Source organism: Staphylococcus simulans (assembly GCF_002902285.1).
Classification (GTDB): Bacteria; Bacillota; Bacilli; order Staphylococcales; family Staphylococcaceae; genus Staphylococcus; species Staphylococcus simulans.
In genome coordinates, this window is the sequence record NZ_PPRU01000057.1 from 1 (window position 1) to 25,743 (window position 25,743).

Annotated in this window: 23 protein-coding genes, 6 tRNA genes and 1 rRNA gene; 23 read left to right on the forward strand and 7 right to left on the reverse strand. The window is 35.7% G+C overall.

Annotated elements, in window-relative coordinates; translation table 11 throughout:
• The 10 genes from rrf to glmM all read left to right on the forward strand — a co-directional run.
• Nucleotides 1-85 (forward strand): 5S ribosomal RNA (gene rrf / locus CD112_RS12310); the annotation flags it as partial.
• A gap of 11 nt (nucleotides 86-96) precedes the next feature.
• Nucleotides 97-171, forward strand: a tRNA-Asn gene (locus CD112_RS12315).
• A gap of 3 nt (nucleotides 172-174) precedes the next feature.
• Nucleotides 175-246, forward strand: a tRNA-Glu gene (locus tag CD112_RS12320).
• Nucleotides 247-255: 9 nt separating this feature from the next.
• Nucleotides 256-331, forward strand: a tRNA-Val gene (locus tag CD112_RS12325).
• 22 nt (nucleotides 332-353) lie between these two features.
• Nucleotides 354-437, forward strand: a tRNA-Tyr gene (locus CD112_RS12330).
• A 5-nt stretch (nucleotides 438-442) separates the two neighbouring features.
• Nucleotides 443-517, forward strand: a tRNA-Gln gene (locus CD112_RS12335).
• A 3-nt stretch (nucleotides 518-520) separates the two neighbouring features.
• Nucleotides 521-593 (forward strand) — tRNA-Lys (locus tag CD112_RS12340).
• A gap of 196 nt (nucleotides 594-789) precedes the next feature.
• A complete protein-coding gene (gene cdaA, locus CD112_RS12345) occupies nucleotides 790-1,596 on the forward strand; it encodes a diadenylate cyclase CdaA (RefSeq protein WP_103364400.1) in 807 nt (268 codons plus the stop codon).
• Nucleotide 1,597: 1 nt separating this feature from the next.
• A complete protein-coding gene (locus tag CD112_RS12350) occupies nucleotides 1,598-2,530 on the forward strand; it encodes a CdaR family protein (RefSeq protein ID WP_070626516.1) in 933 nt (310 codons plus the stop codon).
• Nucleotides 2,531-2,556: 26 nt separating this feature from the next.
• Nucleotides 2,557-3,912, forward strand: a complete 1,356-nt coding sequence (gene glmM / locus CD112_RS12355) for a phosphoglucosamine mutase (protein ID WP_002481838.1) — start codon at nucleotides 2,557-2,559, stop codon at nucleotides 3,910-3,912.
• Nucleotides 3,913-4,018: 106 nt separating this feature from the next.
• Here the strand turns inward: glmM and CD112_RS12360 are convergent, their stop codons facing one another.
• From CD112_RS12360 to CD112_RS12375, 4 genes are read right to left on the reverse strand one after another with little or no spacing between them, the layout of a single operon-like run.
• Nucleotides 4,019-5,122, reverse strand: a complete 1,104-nt coding sequence (locus tag CD112_RS12360; protein ID WP_103364401.1) for a mannitol-1-phosphate 5-dehydrogenase — start codon at nucleotides 5,120-5,122, stop codon at nucleotides 4,019-4,021.
• Nucleotides 5,122-5,556 carry a PTS mannitol transporter subunit IIA gene (locus CD112_RS12365; RefSeq protein WP_002481836.1) on the reverse strand — a complete coding sequence of 145 codons (435 nt, stop codon included), beginning with the start codon at nucleotides 5,554-5,556 and terminating at the stop codon, nucleotides 5,122-5,124. The genes CD112_RS12360 and CD112_RS12365 overlap by 1 nt, the downstream gene beginning before the upstream one ends.
• 6 nt (nucleotides 5,557-5,562) lie before the next feature.
• Nucleotides 5,563-7,593, reverse strand: a complete 2,031-nt coding sequence (locus CD112_RS12370; protein WP_070626513.1) for a BglG family transcription antiterminator — start codon at nucleotides 7,591-7,593, stop codon at nucleotides 5,563-5,565.
• Between the two features lie 37 nt (nucleotides 7,594-7,630).
• Nucleotides 7,631-9,526, reverse strand: a complete 1,896-nt coding sequence (locus tag CD112_RS12375; RefSeq protein ID WP_103364402.1) for a PTS mannitol transporter subunit IIBC — start codon at nucleotides 9,524-9,526, stop codon at nucleotides 7,631-7,633.
• A gap of 689 nt (nucleotides 9,527-10,215) precedes the next feature.
• On the opposite strand from CD112_RS12375, the gene glmS reads away from it, so the two are divergent.
• Complete coding sequence (glmS, locus tag CD112_RS12380; RefSeq protein ID WP_002481833.1) at nucleotides 10,216-12,021, forward strand: glutamine--fructose-6-phosphate transaminase (isomerizing); 1,806 nt, start codon at nucleotides 10,216-10,218, stop codon at nucleotides 12,019-12,021.
• A 122-nt stretch (nucleotides 12,022-12,143) separates the two neighbouring features.
• On the forward strand, nucleotides 12,144-13,001 hold the full coding sequence (locus CD112_RS12385; RefSeq protein WP_002481832.1) for an HAD family hydrolase: 858 nt from the start codon (nucleotides 12,144-12,146) through the stop codon (nucleotides 12,999-13,001).
• 55 nt (nucleotides 13,002-13,056) lie between these two features.
• Here the strand turns inward: CD112_RS12385 and CD112_RS12390 are convergent, their stop codons facing one another.
• The gene (locus CD112_RS12390) at nucleotides 13,057-14,160 is read right to left on the reverse strand and encodes a hypothetical protein (RefSeq protein WP_070626511.1); all 1,104 of its coding nucleotides are present in this window, start codon (nucleotides 14,158-14,160) and stop codon (nucleotides 13,057-13,059) included.
• A gap of 129 nt (nucleotides 14,161-14,289) precedes the next feature.
• Here CD112_RS12390 and CD112_RS12395 point away from each other — a divergent pair, with 129 nt between their 5' ends.
• On the forward strand, nucleotides 14,290-15,024 hold the full coding sequence (locus tag CD112_RS12395) for a metallophosphoesterase family protein (RefSeq protein ID WP_103364403.1): 735 nt from the start codon (nucleotides 14,290-14,292) through the stop codon (nucleotides 15,022-15,024).
• Nucleotides 15,025-15,116: 92 nt separating this feature from the next.
• Here the strand turns inward: CD112_RS12395 and CD112_RS12400 are convergent, their stop codons facing one another.
• Together CD112_RS12400 and CD112_RS12405 are read right to left on the reverse strand one after the other, a co-directional pair.
• On the reverse strand, nucleotides 15,117-16,064 hold the full coding sequence (locus tag CD112_RS12400; RefSeq protein ID WP_162496178.1) for a cation diffusion facilitator family transporter: 948 nt from the start codon (nucleotides 16,062-16,064) through the stop codon (nucleotides 15,117-15,119).
• A gap of 12 nt (nucleotides 16,065-16,076) precedes the next feature.
• Entirely contained in the window at nucleotides 16,077-16,382 is a 306-nt protein-coding gene (locus tag CD112_RS12405) for an ArsR/SmtB family transcription factor (protein ID WP_002481828.1), read from the reverse strand.
• Between the two features lie 170 nt (nucleotides 16,383-16,552).
• Here CD112_RS12405 and CD112_RS12410 point away from each other — a divergent pair, with 170 nt between their 5' ends.
• The 10 genes from CD112_RS12410 (at nucleotide 16,553) to CD112_RS12455 (ending at nucleotide 25,643) form a co-directional block, all read left to right on the forward strand.
• A complete protein-coding gene (locus CD112_RS12410; protein WP_103364405.1) occupies nucleotides 16,553-17,215 on the forward strand; it encodes an SDR family oxidoreductase in 663 nt (220 codons plus the stop codon).
• 121 nt (nucleotides 17,216-17,336) lie between these two features.
• Entirely contained in the window at nucleotides 17,337-18,035 is a 699-nt protein-coding gene (locus CD112_RS12415; RefSeq protein WP_023016322.1) for a FadR/GntR family transcriptional regulator, read from the forward strand.
• A 279-nt stretch (nucleotides 18,036-18,314) separates the two neighbouring features.
• Complete coding sequence (locus tag CD112_RS12420) at nucleotides 18,315-19,049, forward strand: (Fe-S)-binding protein (protein WP_023016321.1); 735 nt, start codon at nucleotides 18,315-18,317, stop codon at nucleotides 19,047-19,049.
• 1 nt (nucleotide 19,050) lies between these two features.
• Nucleotides 19,051-20,487, forward strand: coding sequence for a LutB/LldF family L-lactate oxidation iron-sulfur protein (locus tag CD112_RS12425; protein ID WP_023016320.1), 1,437 nt, complete (start codon nucleotides 19,051-19,053; stop codon nucleotides 20,485-20,487).
• Nucleotides 20,487-21,179, forward strand: a complete 693-nt coding sequence (locus tag CD112_RS12430) for a LutC/YkgG family protein (protein ID WP_103364406.1) — start codon at nucleotides 20,487-20,489, stop codon at nucleotides 21,177-21,179. The genes CD112_RS12425 and CD112_RS12430 overlap by 1 nt, the downstream gene beginning before the upstream one ends.
• A 518-nt stretch (nucleotides 21,180-21,697) precedes the next feature.
• Nucleotides 21,698-22,636 (forward strand): mannose-6-phosphate isomerase, class I, encoded by a 939-nt coding sequence (gene manA, locus CD112_RS12435; RefSeq protein WP_057510761.1) that lies wholly within the window; start codon nucleotides 21,698-21,700, stop codon nucleotides 22,634-22,636.
• Between the two features lie 20 nt (nucleotides 22,637-22,656).
• Nucleotides 22,657-22,887: a hypothetical protein gene (locus CD112_RS12440; protein ID WP_002481822.1), complete on the forward strand. Its 231-nt coding sequence runs from the start codon at nucleotides 22,657-22,659 to the stop codon at nucleotides 22,885-22,887.
• A gap of 142 nt (nucleotides 22,888-23,029) precedes the next feature.
• Complete coding sequence (locus CD112_RS12445) at nucleotides 23,030-24,406, forward strand: EVE domain-containing protein (protein ID WP_070626507.1); 1,377 nt, start codon at nucleotides 23,030-23,032, stop codon at nucleotides 24,404-24,406.
• A 123-nt stretch (nucleotides 24,407-24,529) separates the two neighbouring features.
• Nucleotides 24,530-24,928, forward strand: a complete 399-nt coding sequence (locus CD112_RS12450) for a thiol-disulfide oxidoreductase DCC family protein (protein ID WP_023016315.1) — start codon at nucleotides 24,530-24,532, stop codon at nucleotides 24,926-24,928.
• 268 nt (nucleotides 24,929-25,196) lie between these two features.
• Nucleotides 25,197-25,643, forward strand: a complete 447-nt coding sequence (locus CD112_RS12455) for a Dps family protein (RefSeq protein ID WP_002481819.1) — start codon at nucleotides 25,197-25,199, stop codon at nucleotides 25,641-25,643.
• Nucleotides 25,644-25,743: the final 100 nt, after the last annotated feature.

Sequence of the window (25,743 nt, forward strand, 5' to 3'; positions counted from 1 at the left end):
GTTCCCATGCCGAACACAGAAGTTAAGCTCTTTAGCGCCGATGGTAGTCGGACTTACGTTCCGCAAGAGTAGGACGTTGCCAGGCAATGATATTAATCCACAGTAGCTCAGTGGTAGAGCTATCGGCTGTTAACCGATCGGTCGTAGGTTCGAGTCCTACCTGTGGAGCCATATGGCCCCGTGGTCAAGCGGTTAAGACACCGCCCTTTCACGGCGGTAACACGGGTTCGAGTCCCGTCGGGGTCATTACATATTGGAGAATTAGCTCAGCTGGGAGAGCATCTGCCTTACAAGCAGAGGGTCGGCGGTTCGAACCCGTCATTCTCCACCATTTTGAATTATATATATTTGTCGGAGGGGTAGCGAAGTGGCTAAACGCGGCGGACTGTAAATCCGCTCCTTCGGGTTCGGCAGTTCGAATCTGCCCCCCTCCACCATCTAATGGGCTATAGCCAAGCGGTAAGGCAACGGACTTTGACTCCGTCACTCACTGGTTCGAATCCAGTTAGCCCAGCCATTAGAGCCATTAGCTCAGTTGGTAGAGCATCTGACTTTTAATCAGAGGGTCAGAGGTTCGAATCCTCTATGGCTCACTCTTGCACCCTTGTGATAAGGGTGCTTTTTTTATTGCATTTTTTCCTTTGCTATTTGAATTCAAGTATATAATTCAATTGTGTATGTATTTTTATTCTAAGCTAAAGGGGGATGTATGCTATAATTTATATGTATGAGCGCTGTAATAATCAATCATACAGCATTCATTGTAATTAGGTTACCGGAGGAGATGCTATGAATTTTGGCGGCATTTTTGAAAATTTCAATACGGTAAAGTTAATAACAAGTATTCTAGACTTGCTTATAGTCTGGTATGTGATTTATCTGTTAATCACAGTATTCAAAGGTACTAAAGCAATCCAACTACTCAAAGGTATCATTGTTATTGTAATTGGTCGTTGGGTCAGTGCTGCTTTAGACTTGACTACTACTGCAAGATTGTTTGATATGGTTATCCAATGGGGGTTCTTAGCTATCATTGTGATCTTCCAACCAGAAATCAGACGTGCACTTGAGCAGTTAGGTAGAGGTAACCTGTTTAAACGCTATGTTGCTAATTCATCAGCAGATCAAGAGAAATTGATTAAAGCAGTTGGCGGAGCAGTACAATACATGGCCAAACGAAGAATTGGTGCTTTAATTGTGTTTGAGAAAAAGACAGGTCTTCAAGATTACATTGAGAAAGGTATACCAATGGATTCTGATATTTCACAAGAGCTTTTGACGAATGTCTTTATTCCTAATACACCGTTGCATGATGGTGCAATGATTATTCAAGGAACAAAGATTGCAAGTGCTGCTTGTTATTTACCACTTTCTGATAGTTCTAAGATTTCAAAGAGTTTAGGAACAAGACACCGTGCTGCAGTAGGTATCTCAGAAGTTTCTGATGCATTTACCGCAGTGGTATCTGAAGAAACTGGTTCTATTTCTGTGACGTTTGATGGAAAATTACGTAAAGACATCTCACTAGAAGTCTTTGAAGAATTATTAGCTGAACATTGGTTTGATACAAGACTTCCAAAGAAAGGCGTGAAGTAGAATGTTTGAGAGCAAATGGGGTTTAAGATTTGTAGCATTTGTCTTAGCATTAGCTTTCTTTTTAACAGTGAACAATGTCTTTGGAGATATCTTTGGAACATCTAAACTATCACAAACTTCAACACGCACAATTTCGAATGTACCTGTAGAAGCTACATATAACAGTAAAAATTTATACGCTTCAGGCATACCTGACAGCGTAGACGTTCAAATTAAAGGTACGCAATCCAAAGTGTTGAAAGCAGAACAATCAGATGACATTAAAGTCGAATTAGATCTAACTAAAACATCATTAGGTCGTCACAAAGTCGATTACGTTATTAAAGGTTTGGATAATGAAGTAGAGGGTACTGTTAATCCTAAACAAGCGACTGTTAATCTTGAGAAGAAAGTAACAAAGATGATGACAGTAACGCCTGATGTGAGTGAATCGTACATCAATTCTAACTATCAAATCAAAAATCAAACTGTGACACCAAAGAAAGTTAAAGTGATAGGTGGACAACATCAAGTAGATAGTATTGCTTACTTAAAAGCAACATTCAAAAATGATACAGATATCAACGACGATACAACAGATGTCGGTGAAATTGTAGCTTTTGATAAAAACTTGAAGAAACTTGATGTAATTACAAAACCAAGCACTGTTAATATTACTGTAGAGTTAGAACCTTACAGCAAGAAAGTAGATATTAAAAAGAAAGTTATCGGTAAATCAAATTCTAAGTTAAATGCTGATAATGTTAATTTGTCTAAACAACAAATTGAAATTTTTGGAAATAGAGATGAGTTAAGTGATATCCATAGTGTAACAGCAGTAGTTGATTTAGCAGACTTCGAAAATTCAGATGAAGCTGCTGTGAAGATGGAATTACCTGACAAAGTTAAAGATGCTGATGCGGGCGATATCAAAGCTACTATATCAGCGAAATAAATTAAGCATTAAAGGAGAATTTTGAAATGGGCAAATATTTTGGGACAGACGGAGTCAGAGGTGTAGCAAACGAAGAATTAACTCCAGAGTTGGCTTTTAAACTAGGTAGATACGGCGGTTATGTTTTAGCGCACAATGAAGACAAGAAGCATCCACAAGTCCTTGTAGGACGTGATACACGTGTTTCTGGGGAAATGTTGGAATTTGCGTTAATCGCAGGTTTAATTTCTATCGGTGCTGAAGTAATGCGATTAGGCGTTATTTCTACACCAGGTGTAGCATACTTAACAAAAGAAATGGATGCTGAATTAGGTGTTATGATTTCAGCTTCTCATAATCCAGTGGCAGATAACGGAATTAAATTCTTCGGCTCAGACGGCTTTAAATTATCTGATGATCAAGAACAAGAAATTGAAGCATTATTAGACGAAGAAAATCCTGACTTACCACGTCCAATCGGAAATGATATTGTTCAGTATTCGGACTACTTCGAAGGTACTCAAAAATACTTAAGCTATATAAAATCAACTGTCGATGTTAATTTTGAAGGTTTAAAAATTGCGTTAGATGGCGCAAATGGTTCAACATCACAACTTGCACCATTCTTATTCGGTGATTTAGAAGCTGATACAGAAGTTATTGGTTGCAGCCCAGACGGCTACAATATCAATGACGGTGTCGGATCAACGCATCCAGAAGCTTTAGCGCAAACAGTTGTGGAAACTGAAAGCGACTTTGGTTTAGCTTTTGATGGAGATGGAGACCGTTTAATTGCTGTCGATGAAAAAGGTAACATTGTTGATGGTGACCAAATCATGTTCATTATTGGTCAAGAAATGTCTAAAAACCAAGAATTGAACGACAACATGATTGTTTCTACTGTTATGAGTAACTTAGGTTTCTACAAAGCATTAGAAGCAGAAGGCATCAAATCTAATAAAACTAAAGTTGGCGACCGTTATGTAGTAGAAGAAATGCGTAGAGGTAATTACAACCTTGGTGGTGAACAATCAGGCCACATCGTAATGATGGACTACAATACTACAGGTGATGGTTTATTAACAGGTGTACAATTAGCAGCTGTTGTGAAATTAACAGGTAAACCATTAAGCGAACTTGCTGAACAAATGAAAAAATACCCACAATCATTAATTAACGTACGTGTAACAGATAAATATGCAGTAACTGATAATGCTGATGTTAAAGCAGAAATGGACCGCGTAGAAGCTGACATGAACGGTGAAGGACGCATTTTAGTACGTCCTTCAGGTACAGAGCCATTAGTACGTGTCATGGTAGAAGCTGCAACAGATGAAAAAGCTGAAAGCTATGCACAACAAATTGCAGATGTAGTTAAAGAAAAAATGGGTTTAAATGAATAATTAACTTTGAAGAACTGAGACTGGTAAGAAAGTCTCAGTTTTTTGATTTGTGGTACAAAAATAGACTGAAGCTGTTTAAAATAGCTTCAGTCTAAATCTATATCTATTAAAGTTCTAGATAAACATCATTGATTTCTTCCGCAAGTGGTTCATTAATTTGTGCATATTCTTCTAAGAAATCCATTGCTCCATGCTTCTCAATGTATTCATCTTTCTTAACTGTCTCTTCATCATTTTTATCATGATATTTAAGCAAGTAAGCAGCTGCTTGAACTAAACCTTGATGTTCCAAGTCTTTATCATAAAGATAAGCAAGCGGCTTAATTATACGATCTTTAGGACCAATTTTACGTAAAGTACCTCTACCAACTCTTGTTACATCATCTGAAAGATATGGATTTTTGAAACGATTGATTATTTTTTCTACATAAGCTCGTTGTTCATCTTGAGAGAATCCAAATACTTCAGTAATATATTGGCTTGTTTCGCTCAATACTTGACGTAGGCCTTCTTCAATATTACGGTCTTCTACAGCTTCTAGTACTGTTTGATAGCCATGATATTGACCGGCATAAGCTAAATAAGCGTGACCAGTATTAACTGTCATTAATTTACGTTCAATATATGGTGTTAAATCGTCAACATATTTAATGTGTTCTAACTCTTTACCATACCAAGCATCTTTTTCAACAACCCATTCAAAGAAAGGTTCAACTAACACATCTAAAATATTATCTTGTGTTTGTTTTGGAACAATACGATCCACTGCTGAATTAGCGAAATGAATTTCATCTGATAGAGGACCTGTAATTGAAAGTACTGCAGATTTTAATGTATCTGTTGCCATAATTGCATTTTCACAGGCAACTACATTTACAGGTTTTGTTCTTTCTTGAAGTGCAGGTGCAATGGATTTTGCGATAATCGGTAACAGATTAACACCTACAGCTGTAGTAATAATATCCGCTTCTAATAAGGCATCATGTAATTTTTGTGGATTATCTTTTGAGTTAATTGCATCAACGCCATTAATTGTCGTAGTTGTTTTATCTTCGTCTGCAAGAATAACTTGGTATGCTTGGTCTTGATTTAATGCATCTACAATCTCAGCGTTAACATCTGAGAAAGTGACAACTACATTGTTTTCAGATAAGATTTGGCCGATAAATCCTCGACCAATATTACCTGCACCAAAATGTACTGCTTTCATTATGCATCAGCCTCCTCAAAGACAGCTTTAATTTCTTCAGCACTTTGTGCATTTAAAATACGTTCAACATTTTCTTCTTCGCTGAAAGTAATTGCGATTTTAGATAATAAATCTAAATGCTCGCCATCTTTACCGGCAATACCAACGATGACTTTAGCAGTTTCGTCTCCCCATTGAACACCGTCAGGTACTTGTAGTAATGTAAGTCCTGATTGCAATACTGCATTTTTTGCTTCTTCTGTACCATGAGGAATCGCTAAACCATTACCCATGTAAGTAGAAACAACTTCTTCTCTATCTTTCATCGCTTGAATATAAGAATCAGTTACAGCACCAGCGTCTATTAAAGCTTGTCCAGCTTTTTCAATAGCTTCTTCTTGGTTCTTGAAAGATTGATTTAAAAAGATATTTTCATTACTGAATAGTTCTGACATAAATAATCACTCCGTTAATAAAATTTGTTTTGTTTCTCTAATAAAAGCCTTCTTCATCTCATCTATAATTTCGTTAGGATTTTGCATTAATTCATCAATTTGATGTAAATTACATGTAATTACTTCTGAAATAGCACTAACGATAGGTGAGGATGGGCTATCTTCTGGTAAAAACATGCTGATTAAATAATTGATGGTATGTTCTTGATTTTGTTCAACGATAGTTAATGGTTGTTTTAACCTTGTAATCAATACCATTGGCTTTACAATCAGCGCATGTTTTAGATGTGGTAGTCCTATAGGATAGGGAGCTAATGTAATGCTTCTATCCTCTGCATATGTTTTTAATACTTGTTTAAATTGTGATTTGCTTAGAATACTTTTATGTTTAGCTAATCGTTTCGCTAAATAATCTTGCCAATTTGTGATTGTTGCATCTTCAACATAAATATTTTCAATCACATCCAAATACCTTTGAATGGTCTCAATAATCTGATCCTGATTTAAAGATGAAATTTCGCTTGATGAACTAGAAGTCACTCTGTTTTCGTTTGCTTGTGTGTTCAAGTAGTTAGAAACATATTTGATATCTGCATCCGGTAATAATGGATTGACTTGAATATAATGTTCATTAATATCTAATGCTAAAGTAGAAATAATACCATCATAAGCATTGAGATTTAATTGTTTTAAATCACTTAATGATGCTTGCTTAGTTTGTGTAATTTCTGGAAAAGTTTGTTGTAAGCGTGTGGCTAGCACACGACTGGTACCTATACCAGAACTACATACAACTAACACATGATAATCTGGTAGACTATTAGCTTTTAGTGAACCCCCAAAATGCAAAACAACAAAAGCAATTTCGCTATCTGGAAAGTAAAGCTCAGGCCAAATCTTCGATAAACTATTTGAGACACTGTTATAAAGTTTTGGATATTTATTTTTAATCATCTCTGTCAGAGGATTATGTGTTTCAATATTAGCATTTAAACGGTTCATCGCAGGTATTAAATGTAATTTTAACCCCGCAGCTAAATTCGATTTATTTACAAATGAATATTGAGAACTTTCTTCTACCAGGTGAATCAATTGTTGGATTTTGTAATTGTTATCTAACAGTTCTTCAGATTGATAGTCTTCGTGTTTTCTTTTAGCACCGCGTAAATGTATCGTAATAAAAGTGATTTCTGCTTTGTTGAAAGTTACGTCATAAATGTGTGATAGTTGTTTAGTTAATGAGGAAGCAATGTTATATTCCTCTGTATCTTTGACTGATTGATAAATCGTTTCGTCAATAGAAACATTTTCACCGTGTTTAATGCGGTCAATGCTCAATACAATATGAACAGTCAGCGTTAAATAACTCGCTTCTGTCAATGTATAGGGTAGAGCACTAAGGTAATCCATTAATACACGCTCAACTTGGAAAATATGATCAAGTTCTACCATTGAAAGTTGAGAAGTGTTTAATGATTGATATACAAAGTGATTTTCTATGACCGAGTAAACACTGGTGCTATTTAAATTTTCAACCATAAGATGACTCAACATCTCGCGTTTCTTTGCTTCTGAACCATTTAAGCTGACACCAGCACCTCGTCGTCGTTCTAATTCGAGTTGGTATTCTGATGCATCTTGTTCTAATTCATCGAGCAACTTTGTCAACGTAGTCTGAGCAACACCAATTTCATGTGCTAAACTATATTGCTTTATAGGTTCTCTACTTTGTATCAATGCATATAAAATAATGGTTTTTTGTTCAGCAGTTGTCAGGTCTAAAGCAGCAATGTTGCTAAGCTCTGTTTGGAGTTTAGCAATTGCTGCTTGTGAACCTTCTAACTGGATACCTTTATTGGGAATTCTATCGATTTGTAAATTTAGTTCAGACAAATCTTGTTCTAAAATTTTAAGTTCACGGTGTATCGTACGTGATGAAACGGCGAGTTGTTGTGCAATATCATAAATAGTCATATATTGGCCGTGCGATTTAATGAGTAACTCTAAGATTGCTTTTTCTCTGTTGCTTAACAACATAGGCCTCACCTGCATTCCTTTTTAAAGAAGTTCTAATCTATTGTTGGTCTTCTTTAAGGTTATTAATCAATTCTTCATATTTAGGCGAGTTCAAGAAATTATCCACCGAAATATGAACAGCATTGGGTGCTTGTTTGATAGCACGGTCTGTCAATTTATTTTGCGTAATTACAAGTTGTGCATCACTTGGTAATTGGTTGATCGCTGTGTTAGTGACCTTGATATGATCAAGACCAGCTTTCTTGAACTTGTTACGTAACATACTGGCGCCCATAGCACTAGAACCCATACCTGCATCACATGCGAAAATAACATGATTAATATTGTCATAGTTATGAGCATCAACATCTTCAGTATTATATTGTTCAGTCAAGTCTTCTTGGCTGTTTGTTGCTGAAGCAGTTGTAGTTGAACCATTTTGGTCTTCTTTCAAGTTATTAATCAATTCTTCATATTTAGGAGAGTTCAAGAAGTTCTCTACTGAAATATGAATCGCATCAGGTACTTGCTTGATAGCGCGATCTGTTAATTTTTTCTGAGTAATAACAAGTTCTGCATCGCTTGGTAATTGATTAATCGCTGTGTTAGTCACTTCAATGTTTTCAAGACCAGCTTTCTTGAACTTGTTTCTTAACATGCTGGCACCCATAGCACTAGAACCCATGCCTGCGTCACAAGCAAAAATGACATGTTGAACATTATTGTAATTGTGTGCGTCGACATCTTCAGTGTTGTATTTGTCTAAAAGGGCATCACCATCAACTTGTGAAGTTGAAGCGGCTTGTGTCTGCTCATCAGATTTGCTTTCTGCATTACCACTTAATTTAGATGCAACACTTGATTTTTTACCTTTAGTAGCTTCCATTTTAGCTGTAGCGTCTGCAAGATCTTGTTTAGGGTCTTTCGTAAATTTCAAGATTAAAGCAGAAACCACGAATGAAACAAGTGCTGCTAAAAGTACACCAATAATCATGCTTAAGAATTCACCTTTAGGTGCGTTGATAATATAAACAATGATTGATCCTGGTGAAGCAGGTGTTTTAAATCCAAAATCTAATAATGAATAAGTTGCTACACCTGTCATACCGCCTAAAATAACTGCTACGAATAAGAAAGGTCTCATCAATACGTATGGGAAGTAAATTTCATGAATCCCACCAAAGAATTGAATGATACCAGCACCATAAGATGTTGCTTTGGCAGTACCTTTACCAAAAATCATGTATGCGAGAAGGACACCAATACCTGGTCCAGGGTTAGATTCAATTGTATATAAAATAGATTGACCTACATGTGAAGCTTGGTCTGCACCAAGTGGTGTGAAGACACCATGGTTGATTGCGTTATTTAAGAACACAATTTTTGCTGGTTCAACAATAATGCTGACTAACGGCAATAAATATGCATGTACTAATGCTTCTACACCAACAGATAAAAGATGCATAATTAACTTCATAATAGGTGCTAAAATCTTAAAACCGAAAATAGTCATGATGAAACCTAAAATACCAGCAGAGAAATTATTGAATAACATCTCGAATCCTTGTGGTGTTCTAGGTTGGATGAATTCATCTGTTTTCTTCATAAGCCAACCAACAAGCGGCCCCATAATCATTGCGCCGAGTAACATTGGTGTATCAGGCAGTGCAACAATAACCCCCATCGTTGCAGTAGCTGCGATAATACCACCGCGTAAATCATGAATCAGACGTCCACCGCTGAAAGCAATTAGTAATGGAATCAGATAAGTAATCATTGGTCCTGCTAATTCAGCTAAATCTTTGTTAGGTAACCAACCATTATCAATGAAGATCGCTGCAATAAAGCCCCACGCGATAAATGCACCGATATTTGGCATAATCATACTGCTCAGAAATGAGCCGAATGCTTGGACCTTACGTCCAATCCCTTTATTTTCCTGTGAATTTGACATTGTCATCCACCTCTCTTAATAACTTTGATATAGCTCAATTTTAAGACTGACATGGATGCGGTTACAATCTAATCTAAATGGTACTTTGTCACAGAGATAATGACATTTATAAAATAGCCTATATATAATAGTAGAAACATAATTTGAAATAGAAAAAATTTGCAGTTAGCAAAAAACTTTAGAGTGTAAGCGGATACAGGTTGTGAAAATAGTTGCATTTATAAAATCACTCATTGTAAAATACTTATATTACGTGTAAAAGGGGGATAGACAGGTTAAACCATAATTATAGCGCCCGTACAATGACAAGCTGGAATTTGCGTAGATTTATATCTTAGAGCAGAAGATGTAATAGCAAGCATAGCTTTAAATTGTCGACGAGGAAGACAGTGATCGGATTATCGGCGGATGCTGTCTCGGATAAGGTCAGTCGTAAGTTTACAAGGTAAAACATTGAGGTGACTCGATGCACAAAGTTTGTAAACAGACCCAAGTTTATATTTTTGAACGGTACTCACACAAGGGGATTAGTACGTCTATTTTGTAGAGTTCAAGTGAGAAGGGACTCTATAAAGTAAATTTAGGCGGAATCAATTTATATTCGATACAAAAAAATTTAATATGAAACTGAAAGATTCCCCCGTGAAAAGGGTAACCGTTAGGAATGAAGAATACGGAGGAATTGAATTATGTGTGGAATTGTAGGATATATCGGATATGATAATGCGAAAGAAGTATTGTTAAAAGGCTTAGAGAAATTAGAGTACAGAGGTTATGACTCTGCAGGAATTGCACTTGTGAATGATGAAGGTACGACAGTATTTAAAGAAAAAGGTCGTATTGCAGATTTAAGAAATGTAGCTGACAACAGTGATGTAGATGGAACAGTAGGAATTGGTCATACACGTTGGGCGACACATGGTGTGCCGAACTATGAAAACTCTCATCCGCATCAATCAGCATCTAAACGCTTTACTTTAGTTCACAATGGTGTGATTGAAAACTATGAAGAGTTACGTGATCAGTACGTTTCAGATGTGAATTTCTTATCTGAAACAGATACTGAAGTTATCGTACAATTAGTAGAACATTTCTCAAATGAAGGCTTATCTACTGAAGAAGCCTTCACTAAAGTCGTTAAATTACTACATGGTTCTTATGCCTTAGCATTATTAGACGAAGAAGACCACGATACAATCTACGTGGCGAAAAATAAATCACCATTATTAATCGGTGTTGGTGAAAAATTCAACGTTGTTGCATCAGATGCTTTAGCAATGTTGCAAGTAACAAATGAATATAAAGAAATTCACGATCATGAAATTGTTATTGTTAAACGCGATTCAGTTGAAATCAAAGATTTAGATGGCAATGTACAAGATCGTGAAACGTACACTGCTGAAATCGATGCGGCTGATGCTGAAAAAGGTGTTTATGATCATTACATGTTAAAAGAAATTCATGAACAACCTGCTGTTATGCGTCGTATTATTCAAGAATATCAAGATGACAACGGCGACTTGAAAATGGACAATGCGATTATCGATGAAGTCGCACAAGCTGACCGTATTTATATTATCGCAGCAGGTACAAGTTATCATGCAGGTTTAGTAGGTAAAGAATTTATCGAAAAATGGGCAGGTGTCCCAACAGAAGTACATGTCGCTTCTGAATTCGTATATAACACACCATTATTATCTAAAAAACCATTATTCATCTATATTTCACAATCAGGTGAAACAGCAGACAGCCGTGCTGTATTAGTTGAAATGAAAAAACGTGGTCATAAAGCATTAACAGTAACAAACGTACCTGGTTCAACACTTTCACGTGAAGCGGATCATACATTATTATTACATGCTGGACCAGAAATCGCTGTAGCTTCTACAAAAGCTTATACAGCACAAATTGCAGTACTTGCTATCTTGTCTCAAATTGTGGCTAAACGTCATGGCCAAGAAGAAACTGTAGACTTATTACAAGAACTTGCGAAAGTCGCAAATGCGATGGAAGCAATTGTAGACGATGCTGAATACATGGAACAAATTGCGAAAGATTTCTTAGCAACAACTCGTAATGCCTTCTTTATCGGTCGTACAATTGACTATAATGTCAGCTTAGAAGGCGCATTAAAATTAAAAGAAATTTCATATATTCAAGCAGAAGGATTTGCTGGCGGAGAATTAAAACACGGTACAATTGCTTTAATTGAAGATCAAACACCAGTGATTGCTTTAGCAACACAAGAGAATGTTAATCTATCAATTCGCGGTAACGTAAAAGAAGTTGCTGCACGTGGTGCGCATACTTGCATTATCTCAATGGATGGATTAAACAAAGCAGGAGACACTTATGTCATTCCTCAAGTAAATGAATTGTTAACACCACTTGTATCTGTGGTTCCATTACAATTGATTGCATACTATGCAGCATTACACCGTGATTTAGATGTGGATAAACCACGTAACTTAGCAAAATCAGTCACAGTAGAATAATTGATTATTAACGAAACTGTCATTCTCTTTGCAGAGTGGCAGTTTTTTTATTTGAAGAAAGTTGCGAAAACAGTCTGAAAATGCCATAATCAAGGCGATAACAACAACTTGGAGGAAAAGTAATGGATAATGTAAAAGCGATATTCTTAGATATGGATGGAACGATTTTACAAGAAAATAATAGAGTATCAGATAAAACAACAGAAACAATCAAACAATTACGTCAAAATGGATACAAAGTCTTTATTGCGACAGGACGTTCATTTGATGAAATTGAACATTTAACACCTGAAAACTTTGAAATTGATGGTGTTATCTCATCTAACGGTACAAGAGGAGACGCAGAGGGTGTCACTATTTTTGAACATAGTCTGACATATGAAGCAGTAACTGAAATTGTAGAAAGTGCTAAAGCACAACATATTTATTATGAAGTCTTTCCATTTAGCGGTAAGCGTATGATTTTAAAAGAAGACCGTGAATGGATTGAAGCAACTTGTGCAGGCGATACACCACCGAATAATGTAGGTATCAGTGAATGGAATTCTCGTAAGCATGCTTTAAATGGCAACGTGAACTGGGTAGATACATTACCGCAAATGCAATTTTCTAAAATTTATATGTTCACACCAGATTTAGAGAAAATCACGAAATTCAGAGAACATTTAATTGATGAACAGAAACAACTAGAAATCACAGTTTCCAACTCATCACGTTTTAATGCAGAAACAATGGCAGAAGGTATCGATAAAGGAACAGGTATTAAAGAAATGATTGAACACTTTAATATTCCTCAATCAGATACACTTGTAATTGGTGACAGTGATAACGACCGTTCTATGTTTGCTTTCGGTCATTATACAGTCGCAATGAAAAACGCACGCCCTGAAATTCAAGCACTGACAAAAGACGTCACTTCTTATACAAATGATGAAGATGGTGCAGCACGTTATTTAGAATCTAATCTTTTGAATCAATAAATAGAAAAAGCGTATGAAGGACTTGTTATAATTCCTTCATACGCTTTCTTATTGCTTATTTTTTAAATTCATCAGAACGTTCATCAATCTCTTTATTCTTTGATTGTAAGTGATCAAAAGTTGTATCTTGATAAACTTCTTTATCATTTTCTTTTGCAGTTTCTTTCGTTTCTGTTTCTTTAACAGGAGCTGTTGTTTCTTCTTGTTCTTTTTGTTCTGCTTTTGCTTGTTGTTTACGTTGTTGACGAGAAGGTGCACGGTGAGGTACAACCCCATCAGTCACTGTACTGAAGAATGCGATAATCGCATTAACGTTTAAGTAATAAACGACAATTCGTACGATGATAATAATGACTAGTAAAACAACTGTTAAAACGCCTGCCACATTTTGTGAAATACTTCTTGTAGAGAATGCGACAAGTTGAGAAACAGGTGTTTCTAGAATAATAACAATTAAATCTAATACTACAAGTCCAAGTAATAGTTTGAACCATGAATGATGACCATTTTTCATAGATTTAAATGCGTGTTTAACATCTTGGAATGCACCGGCCTGACGGTCTTTAAAGTATGCGACTGTATATGCAATCATGATGTATGTGAATGTCCAAATAAAGAATGATAATACAATCGCTAAAATAGTTAGCGCGATCAATTGAACAGCGATGTATACACCGACATGTTCCATAAAGTAACTTTGTCCGCTTCTCAACAACGCTCCGATACCTAAACTGAACAATTGAGTCAGTAAGTAACGAATCAGACTCAGTATCGCGATAAAGAGTAAAGTAAACAATGCTAATTTAACAGCTCTTAAATAGCTGCCTTTTTTAAATGCTTCTAAAGCATCAAGCAAACTAACTTTTTCTTTATGGATACCTTTATAAATAATATTGATGGCACCTGCAGCCAGGTGATATCCAACAAAAATAAAGAAAGCTAATGGTATGATAAGACTGATAATCACCGGTAATAAAATTTGCGGTGACATAGATTGATACATCATCGCCATAATAAACATCGAGATACTCTGTGTTAACGGCTGTAATGTCAATCCAGTCAGTAATAGAAAGACAATAAATGTTAGAATACTAAAAAGAGCTATTTTAACATTTTGCGGTTTTGCGTTTTGTATTGCATGTTTATGAAATTTAAACAATGGCTTAGCACTCCTTTGATATGATATAAACACAATATCAAAAAAATGCTTGGTTTCAAATTAAAAAATCAAGATTATAAGCAAAATGTAATGTTTTGTTTCATTATAAACTTTAATGAGGGTGATAGTATGAAATTTGCAGTATTTACAGATGTCCACGGAAACATGGATGCATTGGCTACAGTCTTAAGAGACATTGATAGAAGAGGGGATATTGATCATATTTACAATTTAGGAGATATTATTGGAATCGGTCATAATACAAATGAAGTTTTAGGTATGGTCACTTTACGCGATGATATTACATCAATTGCAGGCAACCATGACGAAGCAATTATGTCAGTCATCAATCAAACACCATATCCAGAAGATTTAAAAGATAAGTTTTACGAACATCATCATTGGGTTGCTGAACATTTAAACCCACAGTATTACGAGTATTTAAATCAATTACCGAGAACATTTAACTTAGAAGTGGCCGGCCAAAAAGTATTAGGTATTCATTATGAAATTGAAAATATGATGTTAGAACAACCTATAGATAAAGTGCCGTTCAGTCCAATTGTTGAACCGACAGCATCGCATATGGCACATCTATTTAAAGATAAAGAAGCGGATTTGATTCTATTCGGCCATAATCATACGTTGCATCATTTTATTTATGAAGATGTTGCTTACTTTAATCCAGGTTCAGTAGGATTGAATCGTGCACCTTATACAGTATATGGTATTGTGACTATTACACCTGAACAATTCAATATCGAACATGTCAGAGTAGCTTATGATAATACACGTTTCATTGATGGCTTCGAACAAAAAGATGTGCCAGGTCAACAATTGATATTTGATAAATTTATTCAATAGAGAACGCTTATTAACAAAAGACTAAAAAACGACGTTTCAGTGATTGATGAGACGTCGTTTTTTAATATCATATAAATATTCATTTGAATGTTTTAAGGTGTCACGACATGTGAACATAATGTTTCGCGACTATGTTCATTTTGGTCAGACTCTAATTGAATCGTCATATGATGCACATTAAGTTCGTTTAATTGATGTTCAATACGTTTAAGCAATGCCTCGCACTCTTTGATAGATAATGTATCACTTACGACTGCATGACAACTGAATGCATTTAAATCATTAGAAATCGTCCAAATATGACAGTCATGCACATTTTGGATTTCTGTTTCAGCACGTACCGTTTCAACCACTTGATCAATATCGATATCTTTGGGTGTACCTTCCATCAAGATATTAAGTGAATCTTTGATTAAACCGTAACTACTTTTAAGGAGTAATAAAGACACCAACATACTTGCAATAGGATCAGCGATAGTAAAATGGAAAGCCCAAATTAAGAATGCGGCAACAATCGCACCTAATGAACCAAGTAAATCACCTAAGACATGTAAGAATGCGCCGCGCATATTAATATTATGTTCCGTATCTCCGCCACGCAATATAATCCAAGCCACTACAATATTGACCACTAAACCAATGACACTGATGATAAACATTTCAGTAGAGAGAACTTCAGGAGGTGCTGCAAATCTTCGAATGGCTTCAATCATAATGCCGATACTGATAACGAGTAATAAGACACCATTAAATAAAGCAGCTAAGATTTCAAAACGTTTATAACCAAAGGTCATGTTCATGGTCGCATGACGTTCAGCATATTTAAATGCGAATAATGCTAAGCCAAGAGAAAAAGCATCACTAAGCATATGTACACCATCTGATAGCAAGGCTAAACTGTTCGCAAAGAATCCTCCGATTAATTCAACGACCATAAAGGATGCGATAATAATAAAAGAAAAAGCTAAAACACATTTGTTGTCGGTATGCACATGATGATGGTGGTGATGATGTGCATGTTCATGAGAATGATTCATAATAAAACTTCCTTTCTAATCAACCGGGTGCTCTGCATGATGGATGGCTTGTGAAAGCAGTGTAACTACGTGTTGATCATCAAGCATATAAATTTTAGATTGACCTTGTCGTTGATCTTTAACTAATTCAGCGTGACGCAGTACCTTTAATTGATGCGACACATTTGACTGCGAAAGTTTGAGCGTATGGCTGATGTGACCTACACTACAAGGGCCTTGTTCAAGTAAATGCATAATTCGGATACGGTTGGGTTCACTTAAGGCTTTGAAAATGTCCGTCACTTGTGCGAGTGTACGGCCGCTTAATTCTTGATGTGACATTACTTTCACTCCTCTTATTAATATATGAACATGTATTCATATATAATGTACATCGATTGTATGTATAAGTCAATATCAGAAAACAATGTCTGTTTTGGGTTAACAAATGAAGGGAACAGTCATAGCATATAACTAATAAAAAGAGTTAAAACAGATAAGGAGTGAAGTCATTGAGTATTTTATTCTTAGGTGCCAATGGTGGTGTTGGCCATTATGCAGTAAAACAATTAAAAGAAGCAAACCAAGACGTAACAGCAGCTTATCGTAAAGAAGAACAAGTGAGTAAAGCAAAAGAAGAAGGTTATCAAGCAGAACTTGTAGATGTTGAAAATGATACGATTGATGATCTTACGAAGAAGTTTAAAGGCTTTGAACAAGTGGTCTTCTCTGTTGGTTCAGGTGGCAGTACTGGTGCAGATAAAACAATTATTGTTGATTTGGATGGTGCAGTTAAAGCTATTGAAGCAAGTAAACAAGCAGGCGTGAAACACTTTGTGATGGTTTCTACATTTGATTCTCGTCGTGAAGCGTTTGATAGTGTACCAGAACTAAAACCTTATACTATTGCGAAACATTATGCAGATAATCATTTACGTGATTCAGGCTTGCACTATACGATTGTGCATCCTGGTGCTTTATTAGATGATCCAGGTACTGGCAAAGTAACGATTGTTGCTCAGTTAGAAGAAGCAGGCAGTGTGCCACGTGAAGACGTTGCATCTGTCATAGTAAATGTCTTGAGCGACAAAGCATATCAAGGCGGAGAATTCCAAGTCGTTAGTGGCGATGAAGCAATTGATACAGCGTTGACTCAATATTATCAAAACAAATAATCATGATTATAAAATTTGTTTAGGAAGGTCTTTGATGGCCTTCTTTTTTATATGTAATATAGTAAGTTTATGAAGGAATTTGTTATAATTAAGAAGATAAAACTATGGAGGTCAAAAGTCGATGAAAATTTCGAAAACAAAGATATATGAAAAAATTGCCGACATCTTGTTAGAACAAATTAAATCTGGTGAATATGCTGTCGGGGACAAATTGCCTTCCATTCAAGCGTTAGCAAAAGACTACGGTGTCAGTGTGGCATCTGTACGAGAAGCTTTTAATGCGTTACGTACAATCGGGGTCATTGAAATCAAACAAGGCTATGGGACGTTCGTGACTAAAAAAGAACCGGTGTTCTTTGATTTGAATGAATCAAGTTTGACGCGCAAACAAATTGAAGACTTATTAGAGTTACGAGAAGTTGTGGAACTTGCGACAGTACAAAAAGCTGCGACACACCGAACAGATGAAGATTTAGAAGCGTTATCTTCTGCATTGCAATTGATGCAGAAAGCAGTAGGTGATGGAACATCAGGTGAAGCGGCTGATTTAAAGTTCCATTTAGCAATTGCCAGATCAGCACAAAATGAGATGTTATTTGATTTATTGAATAATATTTCTGATGTGATTCAAGAAACAATGAAAGAAACGCGCAGAGTGTATTTATTTGATAAAGAGAAAGCATTACGCCGTTTATATGAAGAACATCAAAAGATATATCAAGCGATTGAACAACAAGATTCAGATAAAGCTGTTCAACAAATGAAATCACATTTAGCAGAAGTACGTGATACAATTCTAGAAAATATTCGCCAAAAATAAACATTAGGAACAAGTCTCATGAAATAGAGGCTTGTTTTTATTTTGCTTAAAAACTGTTCGCGAAATCAAAAAAGTTTGAACAAATTGTTAAACATCTGATGACTAGATGTTTAAATAGCGCTATAATGTACGAGTAATCGTTTCTATTCTTAATCTAAACAGTAATCGTTGTGGGGATGATCACTGCTGCATTAATGATTAAGAATCCAGAAATCATTAAAAATTTAATAGGGCATATACGTTCACGTAACATGCGCGAGCGGGGAAAGGGTGTAAAATATGAAAGTCAGTTTATTCTCAACTTGTTTAGTTGAAGCTTTCCATACACGCATTGGTGTTGCGACAGTGGAATTGCTTGAAAGACTAGGCTGTGAAGTAGATTATCCGACAGCACAAGTATGCTGCGGACAACCAGCTTACAACTCAGGTTATTTTGATGATGCAAGACAATCAGCTAAACAAATGATTAAAGCATTTAAAGATTCAGATTATGTTGTCGCACCATCTGGTTCTTGTATTACTATGTTTAAACATTATCCAAGTTTATTTGAAAAGGATCCTGTAATGCATAAAGAAGCTATCGCATTGGCAGATAAATCTTATGAGCTTACTCAATTTATCGTTAATGTATTAGGTGTAACAGATGTTGGTGCATCATTAGAAGGTAAAGCAACAATTCATCCATCTTGTCATATCACACGTGTATTAGGCGTTGTGAATGAACCGAAAGAACTATTAAGTCATGTGAAAGGATTAGAATTAGTAGAATTACCTCAGTATTATAACTGCTGTGGTTTCGGTGGTACATTCGCTGTAAAAATGGCTGATGTCTCTAGTGAAATGGTTGATGAAAAAGCACATTGCGTTGATGAAACAGGGGCTGATTACTTAATCGGTGCTGATGCCAGCTGTTTAATGAATATCGAAGGACGTTTAAAACGTATCAATAGTAAAGTAAAAGTACTTCATATTGCGGAAGTGTTGAATCATCAACTTGAAGGGGCGGTGCATTAAGATGGGTATGCGTATCGGAGAAAAAACATTCAAAGAAGCCTTCAAAGTTGAGAAACAAAATAAATTCATGCGTGGTGCAGTAAGTTCTGCACAAGATGGCTTAAGAGTTAAAAAATTAAAAGCACAAGAAGAACTTGGCAACTGGGAAGAATGGCGTCAACTTTCTGCAGAAATTCGTCAACATACATTAGAAAACTTAGATTATTATTTGAATCAGTTATCTGAAAATGTTGCGAAACTTGGCGGTCATGTATACTTCGCAGAAACAAAAGAAGAAGCTTCTAATTATATTGCTGAAGTAGTTAAAAAGAAAAATGCTAAAAAAATCGTGAAGTCAAAATCCATGGTTACTGAAGAAATCAATATGAACCATGTCCTACAAGATACAGGGGCTGAAGTTGTTGAAACTGACTTAGGTGAATATTTACTGCAAATTGATGAAGAAGATCCGCCATCACATATCGTTGCACCTGCATTGCATAAAAACCGCGGTCAAATCCGTCGTGTGTTACATGCGAAAGAAGGCTATGAAGGTACTGATGATCCGACAGAAATGGCACGCTTTGTACGTAAAATTATGCGTGAAAAATTTTTAGCTGCAGAAGTCGGTATTACAGGATGTAACTTTGCGGTTGCTGATAGTGGCAGCTTCTGCTTAGTTACCAATGAAGGTAATGCACGTATGTCTACAACTGTACCTAAAACACAAATCACAGTTATGGGTATGGAACGTATCGTACCATCATTTAAAGAAATGGAAGTTTTAGTCGGTATGTTATCTCGTAGTGCAGTAGGTCAAAAATTACCAAGTTACGTCACTACATTAACAGGTCCTCGTGGTGAAGGTGAAATCGACGGACCAGAAGAATTCCATTTAGTTATCGTAGATAATGGACGTTCAACAATTTTAGGTACACAATTCCAAGAAATCTTACAATGTATCCGTTGTGGTGCATGTATGAACGTATGTCCAGTGTACCGTCATTCAGGCGGCCACAGTTATGGTTCTATTTATCCAGGACCAGTCGGTGCAGTTTTATCACCATTACTCGGCGGTTATGAAGAATATGGTCAATTACCATATGCATCATCACTATGTGCCGCATGTTCTGAAGCATGTCCAGTTAAAATTCCGCTTCACGACTTACTCTTAAAACACCGTCAAGTCGAAGCAGAAGAACTTAAAAAATCAGCATTAGGTGAACGTCTGGTTATGAAAGGTTTCGGTATCGGTACAACTAAACCGCATCTTTTCCAATATAGTATCAAAATGGCAGGACCAGCCCTCAAACCGTTTGCGAATAAAGACGGTTGGGTTGAAAAAGGTCCAAAACCATTACACGCTTGGACACAATCCAGAGATTTCCCAACACCTGAAAAAGAACGTTTCAATCACTGGATGAAAGAACATTTGAAACAGAAAGAGGGTAATCACTAATGACTGGTTCAGTTTCTAATAAAGACAAATTCCTAGCAAATATTCAAAACGCCTTAGAACGTAAAACACCAGAGAAAGTCATCAAACCTGAATGGTCAGTTCAACCACAATACAAAACTTTATCTGACTTATCACAAGATGAATTAGTCGACCACTTAGAACAAGAATGTAAAAACATTCATACTGCATTTGTGAAAACAACTACAGCACAATTGAATGAAACATTGAAAGAAACAATTGAACAGTTTGGCGGCAACCCAGTTGTACGTTTTGATGATCCACGCTTTGATCAATACCACATTGATTTAAGCGCATTTGAAACAACAGTATGGGATGAAGCACGTCCTGAAGAAAGTAAAGCAGCAGCACAAACTGCACAAGTGGGTATTACTTTCAGTGATTATTGTTTAAGTGAAAGCGGCACAATCGTGCTATTCTCAGGCAAAGGACGCGGTCGTGCAGTAAGTTTAATGCCTGAAACTTATATTGCGATTATTCCTAAATCGAATATTGTTCCAAGATTTACTCAAGCAGCAGACGGCTTATTCGATATAAACCAAGAAGATGCACGTTTCCCATCATGTGTAAACTTCATTACTGGTCCATCTAACTCAGCTGATATCGAAATGAATTTAGTTGTGGGTGTACATGGTCCAGTGAAAGCGGCTTATATTGTTGTAGAAGATATCTAGAAACCATAAATTAATTATATAAAAATGCATAAATCCCCGAACCATACAATTAACAGTATGACTCGGGGATTTCTCTGTATTTAAAAAGACCTAAGCTTTTCCAGGGCTTAGGTCCTTATGCAAATTTTTTATCAGTGTGAGCTGCATCAGCAACCCGTTCGATATTAATCATTTTTATTACCTTATGTAGCATATGTTAAGGTATTATTAACATACTTCTATTATAAAGGGTAACAGACAGCTAGCACAAGCAATAATTAACAGAAAATGTAGATTTAATAGAGAAAATGATAAAAAATATCAAAAGTATAAAAAAGAATGTGAAAAAAACATACATTGATTGAAATTTTGATGATTAAGTTTTGTAAAAAAATTATGGATACTACCACCCTGAACAAAATATTGTTATAATATGCTAGATAACGCTAACATGAATGAATCCATCAAGAAATCAGAGATAAAGATATCGATACATAATAAGGTACGGTTTGAAAAAGTAGCGGAGGTGGACAGTTTCAATGCCATTGTTTTTAGACCCGATTTTTAAAGAAAGAATTTGGGGGAGTCACCATTTATCAAAATATGGTTATTCATTACCTGAATCAGATATTGGAGAAATATGGACGATTTCTGCGCACCCACATGGTGACAGTGTCATTTCAAATGGTCCATTTAAAGGTCAAACACTTAGCTATGTTTGGCAAACACATAAAGAATTATTTGGAGATTTTCCAAGTGCTCAATTTCCATTAATGGTTAAAATGATAGATGCACAAGAAGCGTTGTCGGTACAAGTACATCCAGATACTGCTTATGCCTATGAGCATGAAGACGGAGATTTCGGTAAAAAGGAATGCTGGTACATTATTGAAGCGGATGAAGATGCTGAAATTATCTATGGTTTGAATACAGAGTCTAAAGATGACTTTGTAGAAGCTTTAGATCAAGGTGAACACCAGGATTTATTTAAACATATCCCAGTTCAAGCAGGTGACTTTTTCTTCGTACCTAATGGTATTGTCCATGCGATTGGTAAAGGATTAGTCGTGTATGAAGTAACACAAGCTTCTGATGTCACATATCGTATTTATGATTATGAACGTGTAGATGCACAAGGGCAACCGCGTGATATGCATATCGATAAAGCCAAAGATGTCGTTGAAGTACGTGAAGATAGTCCGAATGTGATACCAGAATCAGAAATTATTGAAAATCATAAACGAACAACATATATTACACATGATGCCTTTACAGTCGTTAAATGGGAAATCACAGGAACATTAAATTATATGAAGCCAAGAGAGTTTTGTTTAGTCACAGTGTTACATGGCGAAGGCCAATTGATTACAGATGGTGATGTTTATGAAATTGCGTCAGGCAGCAGTTTTATACTGACATCTGAGGATTTAGATAACATCTTTGAAGGTGACTTAACAGTTATGATTACGTATGTTTAAAGAAACAGAGGTGTAACAGCATGCGCAAGTTTTTATATATCACTTTAATTTGCGGTATTTTATCAGGTGCAGGGGTCTTTATGAATTTCCCTAAGTATCCAAACTTGATGATTCCAGCTGCGTTTTCAATTTTAGGAATTCTATGTGTATTACTTACTATTCCAGATAAACAAACGAGCAACATGTTGAAGTTAGGCGGATTTTTAATTAATTTCATGCCGTTGATGGCAATTTTACTAATGCCGAGATAATGAGTTTGACTTGTATCAAAGAGAGGCATTTGATATAAATAGCTAGAATGAGATTTGCAATATAGGGTTGAAGCTAACAGCCGCGAAATGCGTATATTGCACTTAAATCAATATATATTTATGAAGAAGGAGCAGTATCAAAATGAGTGAAGAAACAAACTATTTCTGGCTGAACTGCGGTTATAATCGTTGGAATCATAATGAACCTTTAGTAGGTCAGACGACATTGTTTGAATCAGGGGCACAATTCAATCCTACGCAAGGCTTTCGAGCATTTAAAAAAGCAAAACCAGGTGATAAAGTCATCTTTTATCAAGTTCAAACAGATGCTGGTTTGCTTGGAAGCGGTGAAATCATCAGTGTCCAAACAGGTGCACAACACAAAATCCGCGTACAATTTCGTTTAACTGAAGCTTTGAAACCATTAACTGCAGATTACTTAAAACGCAGTGAACAGTTAGAATTTCGTATCAATAACATGAAAGAAACATTGTTCAATCAAATCGCTAAAGAAGAATTTGAATTAATTGAACAACTTGGTAAAGGGACTACACAAGTGCCGAGATACTTCTTCTTAGCTGAAACCAAAGACTTTGAACCGGGTGAAACGTATACATTATTTACACATACGTTCAACGGGATTAAACGTAACGGCTATCATTACTACACGCAACTTGAAATTGGCGATAAACTTGTTTTTTATAACCGTAATGCGGATCATTCTGTGGTAGGTTTAGGTGAAGTAACACAACATATTCGTGAGTTGCCGCCAATTCAAGGACGTACAAATAGTACCGCAATTGAAGTCCGCTATGATGAAGATATCAATTCGGTAAATTTAGCGACGTTAAATAAACATCCAAGATTAAAGAACTTGTACTACTTACAAGAAAATGCCAAACAGGCCATCGCAAGTATGTCTCAAGCACAATTCGATGCGATTCTTGAAATGAGTCGTAATGATAGTGTGAAACCACAATTTGAAGCCATCAAAAAAGATGATGCTGTAGCACAAACAGAAGATGAAATTAAACCATTTATTTTATTAGTGATTCAAGATAAAGATCGTGCAGAAGGCTTAAAAGCTGCAGAGAATCTACTACAAAAAACCAATGCAAAACCTGTTATTACCACAGGACATCCTGACTTCTCTGAAGATATGTTATACGGAAAGTATTTACCAAATGAAGCAGGAGCGCTTTATTACAGAGAAGGTTTCATTACAGAATTGATGCCGAGAACAGATCGCAGTTATTTAGTCATTGATAACTTCAATCGTATTGATCCAGATATTTTCCAAACGTATATCAATGTGTTAGAAGGCTATGAAGTGACATTGCCACGTTATAATCGAGATGGTTCTATGATCAGATGGTCACGTGATAAAGATTCTTTCTATCACTTTAATCCAAACTGGCATATCATCGGTGTCACATATGATGATTTAGAAACGATTAAACAAAAATACTCAGAACAATTCTTAAAATATGCACGAATTGTCAAAGTAAATCACGACTAATATAGATATGAGTCTTAGAGGGTTACGTCCCATCTAAGACTTTTTTTAATGAAAAATTAATGGTAATTCTAAACGGGTATATTAAATAATAGATGAAAGACTGAACGAGAAAGGAGTAATAGAATGCCGATTATTTATTATGATGCAAACTGTGTGTATTGCTATAACTATGCAATATGGTTAATTAGACACGGTTTATCTAAAAGTTATGAGTTTGCGACATTAAAAGGTACTGCAGGCCAAGAATTAGAACGCAGACATCCAGGTATATTAAAAATGAATACTGTCGTACTGCAAGAAGGGGAACATCTTTATTTCAAATCTACAGCTATCGCAAAACTGTTGATGTCATTAACAGAAGAAAAATGGATAGGTGTCCTATTAACACTTGTACCGAAACCATTGCGTAACTTCGGTTATGATTTATTTGCGAATAATCGAGATAAGATGTGGCATGCAGAATGGCAAGAACCTACTGATTATGAACGCTCATTCTTTATTGAATTGCCTAAGAATATTTAATTGAGAATGAAAATAAAATGAACTACTTGTTTATAATGGACAAGCATTAAATGTCACATCCTTTTAAATGGCTTAGTAATAAGTGTTATTAATGTGTTAAAAGCTTCCAAGCAGGGTAAAGTAATAGAGAAAGCAGATACAACATCTTAGAACTATAGTTTATAATAATTTTAAATTAGAGGAGATATAGCTTTACAGATTAGAATTATTATAATATAATAATCATTACAAAGAGAGAAAACGACAACTTAAAGGAGCGATTATTTTTATGGCAAATAAACAAGATGTAGTAAATGTATTAAACGAACAAGTAGCAAACTGGACAGTATTATATACAAAAATTCACAACTTCCATTGGTTTGTGAAAGGTCCTCATTTCTTCTCATTACACGTTAAATTTGAAGAATTATATAACGAAGCAAGTGAACACATTGATGAATTAGCAGAACGTATCTTAGCAATCGGCGGCAGCCCAGTTGCGACATTGAAAAATAGCTTAGATGTAGCAATTGTAGATGAAGCAGAATCAGAAAAAACTGCTGAAGATATGGTTCAATCAATTTCTAAAGACTTCACTAACATTTCTGAACAACTTGCTAAAGCAGTAGAAGTTGCAGGAGATGCAGAAGATGATGTATCTCAAGATATGTTAATCGCATTACAAACATCAGTTGATAAACACAACTGGATGTTCCAATCATTCCTAGGCAAATAAGCACCAATCAAATAACTTATAATGATAAAACCAAGCCGTGGTCAAGAAGAACCATGGCTTGGTTTTTCTTTTGTGAAAGTATTTTAAAGTTTCATAAAAG

Excerpts from the sequence above, each read along its gene's own strand:
- cdaA (WP_103364400.1), top strand. The coding sequence starts at position 790 with ATGAATTTTGGCGGCATTTTTGAAAATTTCAATACGGTAAAGTTAATA.
- CD112_RS12350 (WP_070626516.1), top strand. The coding sequence starts at position 1,598 with ATGTTTGAGAGCAAATGGGGTTTAAGATTTGTAGCATTTGTCTTAGCA.
- glmM (WP_002481838.1), top strand. The coding sequence starts at position 2,557 with ATGGGCAAATATTTTGGGACAGACGGAGTCAGAGGTGTAGCAAACGAA.
- CD112_RS12360 (WP_103364401.1), bottom strand. The coding sequence starts at position 5,122 with ATGAAAGCAGTACATTTTGGTGCAGGTAATATTGGTCGAGGATTTATC.
- CD112_RS12365 (WP_002481836.1), bottom strand. The coding sequence starts at position 5,556 with ATGTCAGAACTATTCAGTAATGAAAATATCTTTTTAAATCAATCTTTC.
- CD112_RS12370 (WP_070626513.1), bottom strand. The coding sequence starts at position 7,593 with ATGTTGTTAAGCAACAGAGAAAAAGCAATCTTAGAGTTACTCATTAAA.
- CD112_RS12375 (WP_103364402.1), bottom strand. The coding sequence starts at position 9,526 with ATGTCAAATTCACAGGAAAATAAAGGGATTGGACGTAAGGTCCAAGCA.
- glmS (WP_002481833.1), top strand. The coding sequence starts at position 10,216 with ATGTGTGGAATTGTAGGATATATCGGATATGATAATGCGAAAGAAGTA.
- CD112_RS12385 (WP_002481832.1), top strand. The coding sequence starts at position 12,144 with ATGGATAATGTAAAAGCGATATTCTTAGATATGGATGGAACGATTTTA.
- CD112_RS12395 (WP_103364403.1), top strand. The coding sequence starts at position 14,290 with ATGAAATTTGCAGTATTTACAGATGTCCACGGAAACATGGATGCATTG.
- CD112_RS12405 (WP_002481828.1), bottom strand. The coding sequence starts at position 16,382 with ATGTCACATCAAGAATTAAGCGGCCGTACACTCGCACAAGTGACGGAC.
- CD112_RS12415 (WP_023016322.1), top strand. The coding sequence starts at position 17,337 with ATGAAAATTTCGAAAACAAAGATATATGAAAAAATTGCCGACATCTTG.
- CD112_RS12420 (WP_023016321.1), top strand. The coding sequence starts at position 18,315 with ATGAAAGTCAGTTTATTCTCAACTTGTTTAGTTGAAGCTTTCCATACA.
- CD112_RS12425 (WP_023016320.1), top strand. The coding sequence starts at position 19,051 with ATGGGTATGCGTATCGGAGAAAAAACATTCAAAGAAGCCTTCAAAGTT.
- CD112_RS12430 (WP_103364406.1), top strand. The coding sequence starts at position 20,487 with ATGACTGGTTCAGTTTCTAATAAAGACAAATTCCTAGCAAATATTCAA.
- manA (WP_057510761.1), top strand. The coding sequence starts at position 21,698 with ATGCCATTGTTTTTAGACCCGATTTTTAAAGAAAGAATTTGGGGGAGT.
- CD112_RS12440 (WP_002481822.1), top strand. The coding sequence starts at position 22,657 with ATGCGCAAGTTTTTATATATCACTTTAATTTGCGGTATTTTATCAGGT.
- CD112_RS12445 (WP_070626507.1), top strand. The coding sequence starts at position 23,030 with ATGAGTGAAGAAACAAACTATTTCTGGCTGAACTGCGGTTATAATCGT.
- CD112_RS12450 (WP_023016315.1), top strand. The coding sequence starts at position 24,530 with ATGCCGATTATTTATTATGATGCAAACTGTGTGTATTGCTATAACTAT.
- CD112_RS12455 (WP_002481819.1), top strand. The coding sequence starts at position 25,197 with ATGGCAAATAAACAAGATGTAGTAAATGTATTAAACGAACAAGTAGCA.